The organism is Enterococcus innesii, assembly GCF_022846515.1.
Lineage (GTDB): Bacteria > Bacillota > Bacilli > Lactobacillales > Enterococcaceae > Enterococcus_D > Enterococcus_D innesii.
This window is the reverse complement of record NZ_AP025635.1, coordinates 679,470-694,352: the sequence shown is the minus strand read 5'-3', so window position 1 is coordinate 694,352 and position 14,883 is coordinate 679,470. Positions and strand designations below refer to the sequence as shown.

Sequence of the window (14,883 nt, the reverse complement as noted above, 5' to 3'; positions counted from 1 at the left end):
TGTTGTGGAAAAAGGAACAATTATTAAAGTATCTGGTCCATTGGTGTTAGCCAAAAATATGGGCCATGCAAGTTTAGAAGATATCTGTTATGTAGGAGATTTAGGCGTGGTCGGTGAGATCATCGAAATGCGCGGCGACGTCGCTTCGATCCAAGTCTATGAAGAAACGTCTGGGATCGGACCTGGTGAACCAGTCGAAACCACCGGTGAACCGCTATCCGTCGAATTGGCGCCTGGGATCATGTCACAAATGTTTGATGGCATCCAACGTCCCTTAGAAACCTTCATGTCTGTCACCCAAAGCAACTTCTTGATGCGTGGGGTGCAATTGCCTGCGTTGGATCATGAGAAAAAGTGGCCCTTTGTACCGACCGTGGAAGTCGGCGCAGTAGTCAGTACCGGGATGGTCATCGGCACCGTGCAAGAAACACCGTTGATCAATCACAAGATCATGGTTCCTCATGGCGTTTCAGGAACAGTCAAGGCTGTTTATGCTGGGGAATTTACGATCGATGAAACGATTTATGTTTTAGATACACCCAAAGGAGAACGGTCTTTCACAATGCTGCAAAAATGGCCCGTTCGTCATAGCCGTCCAGTAAAGCAAAAACTGAATCCAGTTGAACCGATGATCACTGGCCAGCGAGTGATCGACACCTTCTTTCCAATCGCTAAAGGCGGGGCGTCAGCCGTTCCAGGACCTTTTGGTGCAGGGAAGACTGTCGTTCAGCACCAAATCGCCAAATGGGCGGATGTCGACCTGGTCGTCTATATCGGCTGCGGCGAACGCGGCAATGAAATGACCGATGTAATGAACGAGTTTCCAGAGTTGATCGACCCTCGTAGTGGTGAATCTTTAATGGCGAGAACCGTGTTAATCGCTAACACCTCCAATATGCCGGTAGCCGCTCGGGAAGCGTCGATTTATACTGGGATCACGATTGCGGAATACTTCCGAGACATGGGCTATTCCGTGGCGATCATGGCGGATTCCACCTCACGTTGGGCAGAAGCACTGCGAGAAATGTCTGGTCGTCTGGAAGAAATGCCTGGGGATGAAGGGTATCCAGCTTACTTAGGCAGCCGCTTGGCAGAGTATTATGAGCGTTCTGGAAAAGCGATTTGCTTAGGTTCTGATCAAGAAGGAAGTATCACTGCCATCAGCGCCGTTTCACCATCAGGCGGCGATATTTCAGAACCAGTTACCCAAAATACGTTGCGGGTCGTAAAAGTCTTTTGGGGCTTAGATGCCACTTTAGCGCAAAAGCGTCATTTTCCATCGATCGATTGGTTGAGGAGCTATTCATTATACGAAAACGAATTGGGTGCCTTTTTGGACCAACAAATGCAAGTAGATTGGTCCAAACAAGTAACAGAAGCCATGCGGATGCTGCAAAAGGAATCTGAGTTGTCAGAGATCGTTCGACTTGTCGGCATCGACGCTTTATCCGAAAAAGACCAGTTATTGCTGGAAACCACCAAGTCTTTGCGAGAAGATTTCTTGCAGCAAAACGCTTTTGACGACGTCGATACGTTTACCTCTCGTGAAAAGCAGTTCAAAATGCTGGAGACGATCTTGCTGCTCCACAAAGAAGCGGAAGATGCGTTGACACTAGGTGCGTATCTTTCAGAAATCTATGCAGGAACCGAAGAATTGCGAGACAAAGTGGCACGCATGAAGTACTTGCCTGAAGCAGAATTAGCAAAAATTCCTGCTTTGCATCAAGAGATCAAAGCAACGATGAAAGAAATTTTACAGAAAGGAGACCGCACTGATGATCAAGGAATATAAAACGATTGGAGAAGTCGTCGGACCATTGATGGCCGTCGATCGCGTCTCCGGTGTCAAATACGAAGAGTTGATCGAAGTCCGCATGCAAAACGGCGAAACGCGGCAAGGACAAGTACTGGAGATCCAAGAAGACAAAGCGTTGGTCCAAATTTTTGAAGGAACCGGCGGGATCAATTTGCGGGAATCTGCGGTGCGTTTCTTAGGACATCCTTTGGAATTAGGCGTTTCCGAGCAAATGATCGGGCGAGTCTTTGACGGTTTAGGTCGGGTCAAAGATGGCGGAGTAGAGATCGTCCCAGAAAAATTTATGGACATCAACGGCGAAGTGATCAATCCAGCAGCGCGGGATTATCCTGATGAGTTTATTCAAACGGGGATCTCATCGATCGACCACTTGAATACGCTCGTTCGGGGACAAAAGCTGCCGATTTTTTCTGGTTCTGGTCTGCCTCATAAAGAATTGGCTTCGCAAATTGCGCGTCAAGCACAAGTGTTGAATTCAGAAGACGATTTCGCTGTTGTGTTTGCTGGCATCGGGATCACCTTTGAAGAAGCAGAATATTTCATGGAAGATTTTCGTCAAACGGGCGCCATCGACCATTCTGTCGTCTTTATGAATCTAGCCAATGACCCAGCGATCGAGCGGATCGCTACTCCCCGAATGGCACTGACAGCAGCCGAATACTTGGCTTATGAAAAGGGCATGCATGTCTTGGTAATCATGACGGATATGACCAACTACTGTGAAGCTTTGCGGGAGATCTCCTCTGCTCGGCGTGAAGTGCCAGGACGTCGCGGCTATCCTGGGTATCTTTATACCAATCTATCCACGTTATATGAACGTGCGGGTCGGATTCGCGGCTTGAAAGGTTCAGTGACCCAGCTGCCGATTTTGACCATGCCAGAAGATGACAAAACCCATCCGATTCCCGATTTGACCGGCTATATCACCGAAGGACAAATCATCTTGTCTCGTGATTTGTATAAAAACGGCATTCAGCCGCCCATCGATGTCTTGCCGTCATTGTCACGGTTGAAAGATAAAGGGACCGGCGAAGGCAAAACACGTAAAGACCATGCCGCAACGATGAACCAGTTGTTTTCTGCCTATGCTCAAGGAAAGCAAGCCAAGGAATTGGCAGTCGTTTTAGGAGAATCGGCATTGTCGGAAGTAGATAAAACCTATGCCAAATTTGCGGAACGCTTCGAAAATGAATACTTGAACCAAGGGTATCGCACCAACCGCTCGATTATCGAAACCTTGGAATTAGGGTGGGAATTGTTGGCGATGCTGCCAAAAGTCGAGCTGAAGCGGATCAGCGATGCTTTACTGGCGGAATACTTACCGGGAGAGGAGAACAATGGCGCAAAAAACCGTTAATCCAACCCGCATGGAGCTGTCGCGCCTCAGCAAACAATTGGCGACAGCCAAACGCGGACACAAATTATTAAAAGACAAACAAGACGAACTCATGCGTCAATTTATTGAATTGATCAAAAAGAATGACCACTTGCGTAAAGAAGTAGAAGAACAATTGCAGCGTGCCATGAAGGCATTTCGCTTAGCCAATGCCACGATCAATGAAAAGTACATTGAAAAAATGTTTATTTTACCAGCAACTGAGGTCTCCCTTGAGTTATCCACGAAAAATATCATGAGTGTGGAAGTGCCAGTGATGCATTTTGATTATGACGATACGGTGATGCAAGCGCCGATCGAGTATGGCTTTTTGAATTCGAATGTTCCGTTAGATCATGCGGTCGCCCGTTTTACCGACGTCATGCCGAAGCTGTTGGAGCTAACGGAAATCGAAAAGACCTGTCAACTGATGGCAGGGGAAATCGAACGGACGCGCCGACGCGTCAATGCCCTAGAATATTTGACGATTCCCGAGCTGGAAGAAGCCATTTATGGAATCAAAATGCGGCTGGAAGAAAATGAACGAGCAAACGTAACAAGAATGATCAAAGTGAAGAATAAATCAAAATAAAATGGTATGATAAATGAAAAACAACTGCAATAAACTAGGATTATCAAGCCATTCGTTTTTGCAAAAGGTCAGAGGAAATGAAAATGAAAAAAAGAAATCGTTTGAAAAAAAAGCTGGCATCGCAACGCTTTTTGATTCCGCAGATCGTCACACTGGTCTTCGTTTTGCTGATATTGGCAGGAACTGGCTTACTGATGCTGCCGGTTGTCACCCAAAGTGGTGAAGGCACCAACTTTTTAGATGCGCTGTTTACTGCCACATCGGCTGTTTGTGTGACGGGTCTTTCGACCTTGACAGTAGCCGACCATTACAACCATTGGGGCCAAGGGATCTTGCTGATGCTGATTGAGATTGGTGGGATCGGCTTCATGTCGATTCCCGTCTTCTTTTACATCTTGGCGAGAAAAAGAGTCCATCTTAGTACCCGGATGATTTTGCGGGAATCATTGAATCTGGATCGGATGTCTGGAGAGATCCATTTGGCATGGTACCTGATTCGGATCGCCTTTTTGATCCAAGTCAGCGGGATCATTTTGCTGGCTTTTGCATTCGTGCCCCGTTTTGGTTGGGAGCAAGGCCTTTGGTACAGTGTTTTTCATGCGATCTCGGCCTTTTGTAATGCTGGGTTTGATTTGTTCGGCAACAGCATGGTAGGGTTTCAAAACGATCCGTTTGTATTGGGGGTCATCAGTTTCTTGATCATTGCCGGTGGTCTTGGGTTTCTCGTTTGGTTCGATCTCCTGCATACGGCGTCCAAAAAACGGTCCCTGCATAGCCGCTTGGCATGGATCGCTATGATCGTTTTGGTGGTTTTTGGAACGGCAGGATTCTTTTTGACCGAAGCCAATTCACAGTTGATCACGGGTGATTCGGTCATTGAACGTTTTTTCCAATACCTCTTCTTAGCGGTCACCCCAAGAACTGCTGGATTTTTCAGTATTGATTACGGACAAATGAGTCAAGCAGGCTTGATGTTGACGATGATTTTCATGTATATCGGTGGGACCTCTGGATCAACTGCTGGGGGATTGAAGACAACGACGTTTGCGGTCTTGATCATCAAGATCCGCAGCTTATTGAAAGGGCGCAGTCGAGCGGAGGTGTTCGGTCGCACGATCAAAGAATCTGCCGTATCGCGTGCCTTTACGTTGTTCTTCCTTACTTTGACGTTATGCTTCTTAGCGATTTTCTTATTGTCGATCACTGAGCGTATGCCACAAAACTCAAACTTTGGATTACCAACCATTGCCTTTGAAGTTTTTTCCGCTTTTGGAACCGTGGGGTTGACCATGGGGTTGACGCCTTACTTGTCGGTTTTTGGCAAACTATTGATCATTTTTTTGATGTTCATTGGTCGAGTTGGCATCATGACCGTTGCTTTTTCACTGATGAAAAAAGCCAACAAACAAGAAGCCGGCTACAAATATCCTGATGAAACCGTAATGATTGGGTAACGAAACAGGGAAACGAAGCACGCTTCGTTTCCCTGTTTTTCGTTTATTGAAGTACTTCTAACATCACATCGCGTTGGTCATCGCTGACATTCCCCGCATAGTTCGGCGTGATCAAAGACAGACCACCCTCCTTATTTGTAAATAGGTACAAGTTGTGGCTAAAATCAGGATTTCCATTGGAAGTGATCCCTTTCGAAAAGGTCAACTGAGTGTTCACTTTTACGGTGCGAATCTCATTGTTTTTCGCAGAAAATACGCGAATCTCTTTTGTTGCGATCGTATTAACTTGTGCTTCATAGCTTGCGCTGTCGCCGATCGAAATGATCAATGGGCTCGTATTTTTGATCGTGACAGCATCTGGTACATTGACGCCATGGAAATAAAAAGTCAGTGAAGGGCCATATTGGGAAAGATCAACGGCATATGGAAACTCGTTGATGGATGATGAGCTTGCCGTCGTTTGACTCGAATCAGAGTGGTCCGTCGATTGCTGGCTTGTGGTCGAAGGTTTTGAAGTAGTTGTTGACTCTAAAGAGCTACTTTCAGTCGTTTGCGTCGTCGTGCTTTGCTTGCTTTCAGTAGACACATGACTTTGGCTTAGCTCGCTTGTTGACTGAGCAGTATCTTTTTCGTTGTTACAGCCTGCCAAAAGCCCCAAACTGACCAGCGTCAGTGTCCCAATCAAAGAAATTGTTTTTTTCATCGTTTGCTTCATCCTTTCCTTAGAATACTAGAACATCTAAAACAAGCAAATCATTGTGTCGGAATGCACAATTTTGCTGATATAGTGTTGAAATATTCTTTGGTGTTAAAGTTATTGTAGTATAGAATATTGAGAAAGAACAGGAAGTTTTTGCTGAATATTTCATCCTTGCTATCATAAAAAACTCATTAACGCCCGCAGCAGCTGGCTAGTTTTGTATAATAAAGTGTCAGCCATACTGGCGAAACTTTCTGGCGGCTTGCGTAACGCAGGGATCTAGATTAAAATACCTTGGTATAGAAGAATGGGTGGTGAAGAGGATGGAAAAAGAACGGATGGGGCAATGGCTAGCCTTTACGAATCAGCATCAAGCGATTGAAGCTCGCTTGGAGCAAGCTCTCAAAGCAGAAAGCAATCTGTCTTTGAATGAGTATTACGTACTTTATTACTTAGAAAAGACCCCCAATCATAGCATGCGCCTCAATGATTTGATCGCTCATTTTGATTTGAGTCAAAGTGCGATGTCACGCATGATCATGCGCATGGAAGACAAGCTGTGCGGTGTGATTGAACGGCATTCTTGTCAAAATGATAAGCGAGGGATCTATATTGATTTGACCCAATTAGGGGAAAAGAAACTGCAGCGATCAAAAGTCGTTTTTGAAAAAGTCTTGGAGGAAATGATGGACTAACGAAGGTTTCACTTGTTTTCTCCTTGATTCTTTTGTAATATAGATGCATGTGCATGTATATTTTGGCAAAAGAGAAGAAAATGCACCAATCAGCTTCATGGATCTCTTTAGGTAACCAAGCCAATCAGATCTACAAAGCGATATGAATCCAATGGAAAAGGTGGGAAACCCATGCGAAATGTAACAGATAAAGCAACATTTAAGCGCGGATTGCAGTTGAAAAATCGAATCATCATGGCACCAATGACGACCAAGATGTCCTTCTTTGATGGGGTGATTACGAAAGATGAGTTGGCATACTATGGCTTACGCTCCGGAGAAGTCGGAGCAGTCATCACAGCGGCAGCCAATGTCCAAGAAGATGGCAAGGGCTGGGAAGGGGAACTAGGCGCTTACGACGATGCCTTTTTACCTGGATTAAGCAAATTGGCCAGCACCATCAAAACCAATGGGACCAAAGCCATTTTACAGATTTTTCATGCCGGTCGGATGACGGATGACTCGGTCCTACGAGGGACACAACCGATTTCTGCCAGCGCAGTTGCTGCCGAACGACCAAATGCCCAGGTTCCTCGGGAAGTCACGGTGGCTGAGATTTTAACGATTATTGAAAACTTTAAAAAAGCTACCGAACGGGCGATCAAGGCGGGGTTTGATGGCGTAGAACTCCATGGAGCCAATACGTATTTGATCCAACAATTCTTTTCTCCTCATTCAAATCGTCGGTCCGATGAATGGGGTGGCTCACTAGAGAACCGTTATCGTTTTGTTGAGAAGCTTGTCGATGAAGTGTTGGAAACAGTGGAGCAATCAGGTGTGAAGGAGTTTATTGTCGGTTATCGGTTTTCACCGGAAGAATTCGAAGAACCAGGGATTCGCTTTGAAGATACGTTGTTCTTAGTGGACCAACTGGCAGAAAAAGGATTAGACTATCTGCACATTTCTCTTGCGGATTATACCCGCAAATCGATTTCAAAAGCGTACCAAGAAAAATCGATGTTGGCGTATGTCTATGAAAAAATCGCTCAGCGAGTTCCTTTGATTGGTGTAGGGGATGTTCGTACATCGAAAGATGCCGCGGGCTTGCTAGAACATGCAGATTTTGTTGCAGTGGGTCGGGCATTGTTGATCGATCCTCATTGGGGACAAAAAGTCTTAGACGGTCAAGATGAGTTGATCCGCACCACGGTTTCAACTTACGAACGTGAGGAACTCGTATTACAAAACGGCGTTTGGGGTTTTATGGAAAACATGATGCCAGATCGACTATATGAAGAAAAATAAGTAGACAACCACCTTTGCCTCGGGCGAAGGTGGTTTTTTGTGATCGCTACTCATTTGTGACACATTGAGAAGAGCTGTTTTTTCTCTAGTGAAACCCTGCTAGCTTCAAAATGACGAATCAGCAGAAGACTGTGAGAAACAAGCCTGTGATCGAAAGAAAGAGCGTGAAAAGATTTTTTTAGTTAAAATACACGAATGAATTTTTGCTTTATTTTAATAAATAGTCAAATAATTCAGAATCATTCATTTTTCTTACAAAAAGATAGCGCAAGTCGAGTTGATTGATAAAAAAACAATCAGTTGTTAGACTGAATACAGGTTAAAAAAACAAAAAGGGGATGTAATGATGAAAAGAGGATTCAGAAATTATTTAGGTTCAGATGAGCGGGAGGCAGGCTACAATTTGTCTTGGGGGTCTATCTTTGCAGGGGTCGTAACATTTATCGCATTGTTCATGACACTGTCAATGATTGGCTCAGCAATCGGTTTTGGTTTGGTGGAACCAACATCAAATAATCCATTAGATGGTGTGGGTACAGGATTATTGATTTGGACAGTCATTACCTTTGTCTTGGCATTATTCGGTGCAGGTTTTGTTTCAGGTGTGGCGGCTCGACGTGTTGGATTGGTTCATGGTTTCTTAACATGGGCAACCAGTATGATCGTGATGATGGTTATGCTCTCTTACTTAACGATCGGAGCATTCTCTGTAGTCGGTTCACTTTTAGGAAACGTTGCTTCAGCTGTTGGCAGTGGCGTTGAAACAGTTGCCTCAGGTGCTGGCGATGTCGCTTCAAAAGCCTTCGATGAAATAACAGGAAACATGGAAGACGTCAACACAGATGAATTACAAGCCAATGTCAATGATGTTTTACAAGATACCGATGTTCCGGAATTGCAACCAGACTACTTGCAAAACCAATTATCTGACGCGACAAATGATATCAAAGATGCCGGCAAAGACATTGCAACGAATCCAAATGATGCTGATAAAATCATTGATGATTTAGCAAGTAAATTGCAAGACCGTGCTACAACGATCGGTGATTCAGTCGATAAAGAAGCAATCTCAAATGCAGTGGCTCAAAACACAGATCTAAGCCAACAAGAAGCGGAAGAAGCAACGAACAATATCGTGAACGGCTTACAAGATGCTTCTGATGAAGCACAAAAACAAATCGAAAATGCACAACAAAATCTTGAACAAGCCAAACAAGACATTGACCAAGCAGTGGAAGACGCTCGTCAAAAAGCGGAAGAAGCAAGTGATGCAACAGCCAAAGCGTCCATTTGGGGCTTTGTGGCAATGGTCTTAGGACTCGTTCTTACGTCAATCGGTGGTATGGTGGGTGCAAACTTAGTCAAAACTGCTGACCACGAAAATCGTATCTAATTTATCTCTCACAAAGAGAGTTAGTGGATCCATAAACCAGTGAACAGCGTTCTGCCAAAGACTCAAATGGCAGCAGCGCTGTTTTCTGCTTTTAAACAAGCGGTTAAAAATCCCCATTGACGAGTGATTTTTCTCATGCTACACTGGCTCTGAGGATTGTTACCGCTTTAGGCGGGCTATACCTATTTTTTTGTGTGAAGAAATCTAAAGAAGAATAGGGTCGTTAAAATGAACGTAACAAAAGTGATCAATAACAACATTGTGATTTCTGAGAATGAGGAAAAACAAGAATTGGTCGTCATGGGCAAAGGCTTAGGCTTTAAGAAAAAGCCGGGCGATGCGATCGACGATACCAAGATTGAAAAAGTCTATCTCAGTACACAAGAGTGGAATGTCACAAAACTAACCCAATTACTTTCTTCTATCCCTATCGAACATATTCAAGCAGCGAATGAGATCATCAGTTTTGCAAAAGTTTCCCTTGGGAAAAAATTGAGCGAAAAATTGTTTCTGACGCTGACCGATCATATCAATTATGCTATCGAGCGCTATCAAAACGGCATGGAAATCAAAAATGCCTTGCTATGGGAAATTAAGCGTTTTTATAACCATGAATACCTCATTGGCAAAGAAGCGTTATCGATCATCAAAAATCGCTTGGCAATCGAGCTGCCGGAAGATGAAGCCGGCTTCATTGCGCTACACATCGTCAATGCGGAGTTGGATATGGCGCAGGTCAGTCAAGTATCGGAAATGGCGAAGATCATTCAGCATATCCTAAACATCGTCAAATATCATTTTTCAATGGAGCTTGATGAGTATTCATTGAACTACGAACGCTTTGTGACCCATTTGAAATTTTTTGTCCAGCGCTTATTCAGCGGAACAAAGCTCGATGATGCAGGAACCGGCAGTTTTATTTTTATGTTGAAAGACCGCTATATGAAGGAATATGCGTGTGCGCTGAAAATCAGCGACTACATCAACAAAGAGTTCGGTAGACCGTTAGAAGAAGACGAATTGATCTATTTAACTATACACATCAAACGAATAACAAGTGCTTAGGATTGTTACTGGATTGGCAGGCTATACCTAAATGAACTCCCAAGGGGTTCGTTTAGGTATTTTTTTATGTTTTGACACACGAAAAGCAAACGAAGGACCAAAATAGGAGGAACGACATGAATTACAAAGAGTTAGCAAAAACGATCATCACCAATGTTGGTGGGGAAGAAAATATCCAAAGCTTGACCCATTGTGCGACCCGCTTGCGCTTCAACTTGAAAGATGACAGCAAACCACAAGAAAGTACCTTAAAACATACACCAGGGATCATGGGTGTGGTCAACAAAGGTGGACAGTACCAAGTGATCATCGGCAGTGATGTTGGCAATGTCTACAACGAAATCACTGCCCAAACCAATTTGACTAGTGATCAAGAAACAGCAGAAGACGATCGGGGACGTGTAGCGAAAATTATCGATACGATCACTGGGATCTTCACCCCGATCTTGCCAGCCATCACGGCAGCTGGGATGTTAAAAGCGGTCCTTTCGTTGCTGGTGGTCTTCAATGTCTTGACGGCAGAAAGTCAAAGTTACCAAATCCTAAACTTTATGGCAGATGCTGCGTTCTACTTCTTGCCTATTTTGCTGGCTGCTTCTTCTGCACAAAAATTCAAAGCCAATATGTATTTAGCTATGATGGTGGGGGGAATTTTACTCCATCCGAACTTTATTGCGATGGTGACAGCAGTCAATGAGGCAGGCGGCGGCATCCATTTGTTCGGCTTACCGATTTCACCAGTGAGTTATTCATCATCGGTGATTCCAATCATCTTAAGTGTTTGGTTTATGTCTTACGTTGAACCGATTGCCGATAAAGTCTCACCAAAAGCAATCAAATTCTTTAGCAAACCGTTGCTAACGATCTTCGTTGTAGGGACAGTCGCATTAGTTGCTTTAGGCCCTCTAGGCTACATGATCAGTGAAGCGATCTCTACAGGGATCCAAGCCTTAGAAACGGTTAGCCCATGGATCGTTCCATTATTGATCGGTGCCTTCACCCCATTGTTCGTGGCGACAGGTACCCACTATGGATTGGTTCCTATCGGTATCAACAATCGAATGACCACAGGTTATGACACAGTGATCTATCCTGGCATGCTGGCTTCAAACGTCAGTCAGGGAGCTGCAGCAATCGGCGTTGGTTTCAAATCAAAAGATTCTACGATCAAACAATTGGCATTTTCTGCAGGTCTGACAGGTCTATTCGGCATCACTGAACCAGCGTTGTATGGGGTCAACTTACGGTTTAAAACACCTTTGTATGCAGCAATGATCGGTGGCGGATTTGGGGGTCTGTTTATGGGAATCATGCGTGTCCGCAATTTCTCAGGCGGTTCACCGGGCCTATTGACTTTGCCAAGCTATATCGGCGATGACACCTTACGTCATTTGACCAATGCCTGCATTGGTGCGGCAATCAGTATCGTGGTCACATTTATTGCGACACTATTCTTATACAAAGACCCTGTTACAGAAGAAGCACCTGAAGCAACACCAGCAGACAAAGAACAAGAACCAACCCATCAAATTAGCGGCGCGGAGATCAAAGCACCTTTAAAAGGGGAACTGAAAAGCCTACAAGCAGTCAATGACGGCATGTTTTCAGAAGAAATTCTTGGACAAGGGGTAGCGATCGAGCCAACCGTCGGAGAAGTGCTAGCACCAGTCAACGGGACTGTCACAGCAGTCTTTGATTCCAAACATGCCATTGGATTGACCAGTGAGGAAGGCATTGAGCTGCTGATTCACGTGGGGATCGATACAGTGCAATTGAATGGCGAAGGCTATGCCTATCAAGTAGAAAAAGGACAAAAAGTGACAGTTGGCGATCCTTTGATTACGTTTGATATTGAGTTTATCAAAGAAAAAGGTTATCCAGTGATCACGCCGATCGTTATCACCAACAGTGCAGAAGTGGGCGACATTTTGACGGCAAACAGTGGTCCGATTACGTTTGGCGATCAAATCATCAAAGTGATCGGCTAAAAAAGGAGAATAAGACATGGGATTTCCAGAAAACTTTTTATGGGGCGGCGCTACAGCCGCCAATCAATGTGAAGGCGGTTTTGATCAAGGGGGGCGTGGACTTGCCAATGTCGATGTGATTCCGACTGGCAAGGACCGACGAGCAGTCATTACCGGCAAGCGTGAGATGCTTGCCTTTGAAGAAGGGTATTTCTATCCAGCAAAAGAAGCGATTGATATGTACCATCATTTCAAAGAAGATATCGCCTTATTTGCGGAGATGGGCTTTAAAACCTATCGTTTATCGATTGCTTGGTCAAGAATTTTTCCGAAGGGGGACGAAGAAACCCCTAATGAAGAAGGCTTGCGCTTTTATGAAGAACTGTTTTTAGAATGTCGAAAATACCAAATCGAACCTTTGGTGACGATCACGCATTTTGACTGTCCGATCCATTTGATCAAAAAATATGGCGGTTGGCGCAACCGTAAGATGATTGCCTTTTACGAAAACCTTTGTCGGGCGATCTTCACTCGATACAAAGGATTGGTGAAGTACTGGCTGACCTTTAATGAAATCAATATGATCTTGCATGCCCCGTTTCTCGGTGCAGGGCTGACCTTTGCTGAGGGCGAAAATGAAGAACAAATCAAATACCAAGCTGCTCATCATGAGTTAGTCGCTAGTGCGTTGGCAACAAAAATCGCCCACGAGATCGATCCAGAAAACAAAGTAGGCTGTATGCTGGCAGCGGCTAGTTATTATCCTTACAGCTGCAATCCGAAAGATGTCTGGGAAAGCAAAAAAAGCGATCGCGGCAACTATTTCTTTATCGATGTGCAATCGCGAGGAGAATATCCAAATTATGGTTTGAAGATGCTAGCGGAAAAAGGAATCACTTTGGAGCAAACCGCCGAAGATACGGCTTTATTAAAAGCCCATACCGTCGATTTTATTTCCTTTTCTTACTATGCCTCTCGGGTCGCAGCTTCAGAAGATTCTGGTGTTGAGAAAACGGAAGGCAACTTGTTCCCGACCATTAAAAACCCGTATTTAGAAGCGTCGGAATGGGGCTGGCAGATTGATCCGCTTGGCTTACGGATCACGATGAATGATCTTTATGATCGTTACCAAAAACCGCTTTTCATCGTCGAAAATGGTCTAGGAGCGGTGGATACACCAAACGAAGATGGAAAAATCAATGATGTGTATCGCATCGACTATTTACGTGCGCATATCGCTGCGATGAAAGAAGCCATTGACCAAGATGGTGTTGAACTGTTGGGCTATACTTCATGGGGCTGTATCGATTTGGTTTCAGCAGGAACCGGAGAAATGAAGAAACGCTATGGCTATATCTATGTCGATCGCGACAATGAAGGCAATGGCACATTAGCCCGCAGCAAGAAGCAATCTTTTTATTGGTACAAAAAAGTGATTGCCTCAAATGGAGAAGATTTGGCTTAAGCCAGTTAATTTATAAAAAATAAAACAAGGGTGTTCCGCTTTTTCAACTAGCGGAATACCCTTGTTTTATTGATTTTTAGAGTTATAAACTCGTGGTATTGCTCGGTCGTTTGCGATAGTTGGAAGGGGTCAAAGCAGTCTCCCTTTTGAAAAGTGTCGTAAAGTAATTCGGATCATCAAACCCAGTTTCCAATGCGATTTCGATGATTTTTAAATCCGTGTGGAGTAAGAGATACTCCGCTTTTTTGATGCGAAACTTATTTAGATAAGTAAAAAAACTCATCTGGAAATTTCTTTTGAAAAAACGGCAGAAATGCTCTTTGCTATAGCCAATATACTGACTGACTTCCTCAAGTGTCACTGGACGTTGATAATTTTCTTCAATAAAAAGTAAGATTTTTTTGCATTTGTACGTATTGAGTTTGCTTTTACTGTCGATTGGTTTCTTATTGCGGTTAATGTATTGGGTGTTTTGACAAAGATATTTTATAAATAAAAAGAGTTCCGCTTTGATTGCCAGCTCATACAATGGTTCCTTTAATGCAAATAAATCTATAATATGAGTCAATGCCTGTTGAATGTTCATATGAGAAACGAAATCACTTGTGATGTGAATCGCTTGCTGATCCGCGGAATGAAGCAACGGGTCTAGATAGGACTGCTGGATCAAATCAGAGACGCGGCTCTCAATAAAGGTCGCGTCAAAGACGATAGCAAAGAAAGTACAAGCTGTTTGCTGATAATTTAATGCCTCATGTAGCTGATTGGCAGGGATAAATACAAGCTCGCCTTCTTTAGCGATATAAGAAACACCTTCGACCTTTATTTCCATCTTTCCTCGAAAAATATACAGAATTTCGAGCTCGCGATGCCAATGGGTATGGATCATATTTGCTTGATCAGCAGGATGATTGGTCAAATAAACACTGACTGGAAACAAGCTGTCACCATGTTCCGTGATCTCTTTTAAAGAAGTATCAATATCATATTCACTAGGGTTTGGCGTAAAAATATAGGGTTGGGTTACCATCTGTCTCCTCCGTTTTCATCAATATTACAAGGTATTTCGGCTAAGAT

General features: G+C 44.0%; 12 protein-coding genes. 10 read left to right on the top strand and 2 right to left on the bottom strand.

Going from position 1 to position 14,883, the window contains the following annotated elements; genetic code table 11:
* Window positions 1-4 precede the first annotated feature (4 nt).
* From ENLAB_RS03195 to ENLAB_RS03180, 4 genes are all read left to right on the top strand, one after another.
* Window positions 5-1,792, top strand: a complete 1,788-nt coding sequence (locus tag ENLAB_RS03195) for a V-type ATP synthase subunit A (protein WP_195264822.1) — start codon at window positions 5-7, stop codon at window positions 1,790-1,792.
* Window positions 1,776-3,173 (top strand): V-type ATP synthase subunit B, encoded by a 1,398-nt coding sequence (locus ENLAB_RS03190; protein WP_010747828.1) that lies wholly within the window; start codon window positions 1,776-1,778, stop codon window positions 3,171-3,173. Before ENLAB_RS03195 ends, ENLAB_RS03190 begins: the two co-directional genes overlap by 17 nt.
* Window positions 3,154-3,783, top strand: a complete 630-nt coding sequence (locus ENLAB_RS03185) for a V-type ATP synthase subunit D (RefSeq protein ID WP_244352586.1) — start codon at window positions 3,154-3,156, stop codon at window positions 3,781-3,783. Before ENLAB_RS03190 ends, ENLAB_RS03185 begins: the two co-directional genes overlap by 20 nt.
* A 77-nt stretch (window positions 3,784-3,860) precedes the next feature.
* Window positions 3,861-5,237 (top strand): TrkH family potassium uptake protein, encoded by a 1,377-nt coding sequence (locus tag ENLAB_RS03180; protein ID WP_244352584.1) that lies wholly within the window; start codon window positions 3,861-3,863, stop codon window positions 5,235-5,237.
* A gap of 43 nt (window positions 5,238-5,280) precedes the next feature.
* On the opposite strand, the gene ENLAB_RS03175 is transcribed toward ENLAB_RS03180, so the two are convergent.
* Window positions 5,281-5,940, bottom strand: coding sequence for a hypothetical protein (locus ENLAB_RS03175; protein ID WP_244352580.1), 660 nt, complete (start codon window positions 5,938-5,940; stop codon window positions 5,281-5,283).
* Between the two features lie 320 nt (window positions 5,941-6,260).
* On the opposite strand from ENLAB_RS03175, the gene ENLAB_RS03170 reads away from it, so the two are divergent.
* From ENLAB_RS03170 to ENLAB_RS03145, 6 genes are all read left to right on the top strand, one after another.
* The gene (locus tag ENLAB_RS03170) at window positions 6,261-6,632 is read left to right on the top strand and encodes a MarR family winged helix-turn-helix transcriptional regulator (protein WP_140965047.1); all 372 of its coding nucleotides are present in this window, start codon (window positions 6,261-6,263) and stop codon (window positions 6,630-6,632) included.
* 171 nt (window positions 6,633-6,803) lie between these two features.
* On the top strand, window positions 6,804-7,916 hold the full coding sequence (locus ENLAB_RS03165; RefSeq protein WP_244352578.1) for an NADH-dependent flavin oxidoreductase: 1,113 nt from the start codon (window positions 6,804-6,806) through the stop codon (window positions 7,914-7,916).
* Window positions 7,917-8,262: 346 nt separating this feature from the next.
* Window positions 8,263-9,309, top strand: a complete 1,047-nt coding sequence (locus tag ENLAB_RS03160) for a DUF2189 domain-containing protein (protein ID WP_179190655.1) — start codon at window positions 8,263-8,265, stop codon at window positions 9,307-9,309.
* 228 nt (window positions 9,310-9,537) lie between these two features.
* Window positions 9,538-10,374: a BglG family transcription antiterminator LicT gene (licT, locus tag ENLAB_RS03155; protein ID WP_005234912.1), complete on the top strand. Its 837-nt coding sequence runs from the start codon at window positions 9,538-9,540 to the stop codon at window positions 10,372-10,374.
* A gap of 116 nt (window positions 10,375-10,490) precedes the next feature.
* Window positions 10,491-12,362: a beta-glucoside-specific PTS transporter subunit IIABC gene (locus ENLAB_RS03150; protein WP_244352576.1), complete on the top strand. Its 1,872-nt coding sequence runs from the start codon at window positions 10,491-10,493 to the stop codon at window positions 12,360-12,362.
* Window positions 12,363-12,378: 16 nt separating this feature from the next.
* On the top strand, window positions 12,379-13,806 hold the full coding sequence (locus ENLAB_RS03145; RefSeq protein WP_244352574.1) for a 6-phospho-beta-glucosidase: 1,428 nt from the start codon (window positions 12,379-12,381) through the stop codon (window positions 13,804-13,806).
* 82 nt (window positions 13,807-13,888) lie between these two features.
* Here ENLAB_RS03145 and ENLAB_RS03140 read toward each other — a convergent pair whose 3' ends face one another.
* A complete protein-coding gene (locus ENLAB_RS03140; RefSeq protein WP_195264839.1) occupies window positions 13,889-14,836 on the bottom strand; it encodes an AraC family transcriptional regulator in 948 nt (315 codons plus the stop codon).
* Window positions 14,837-14,883 lie beyond the last annotated feature (47 nt).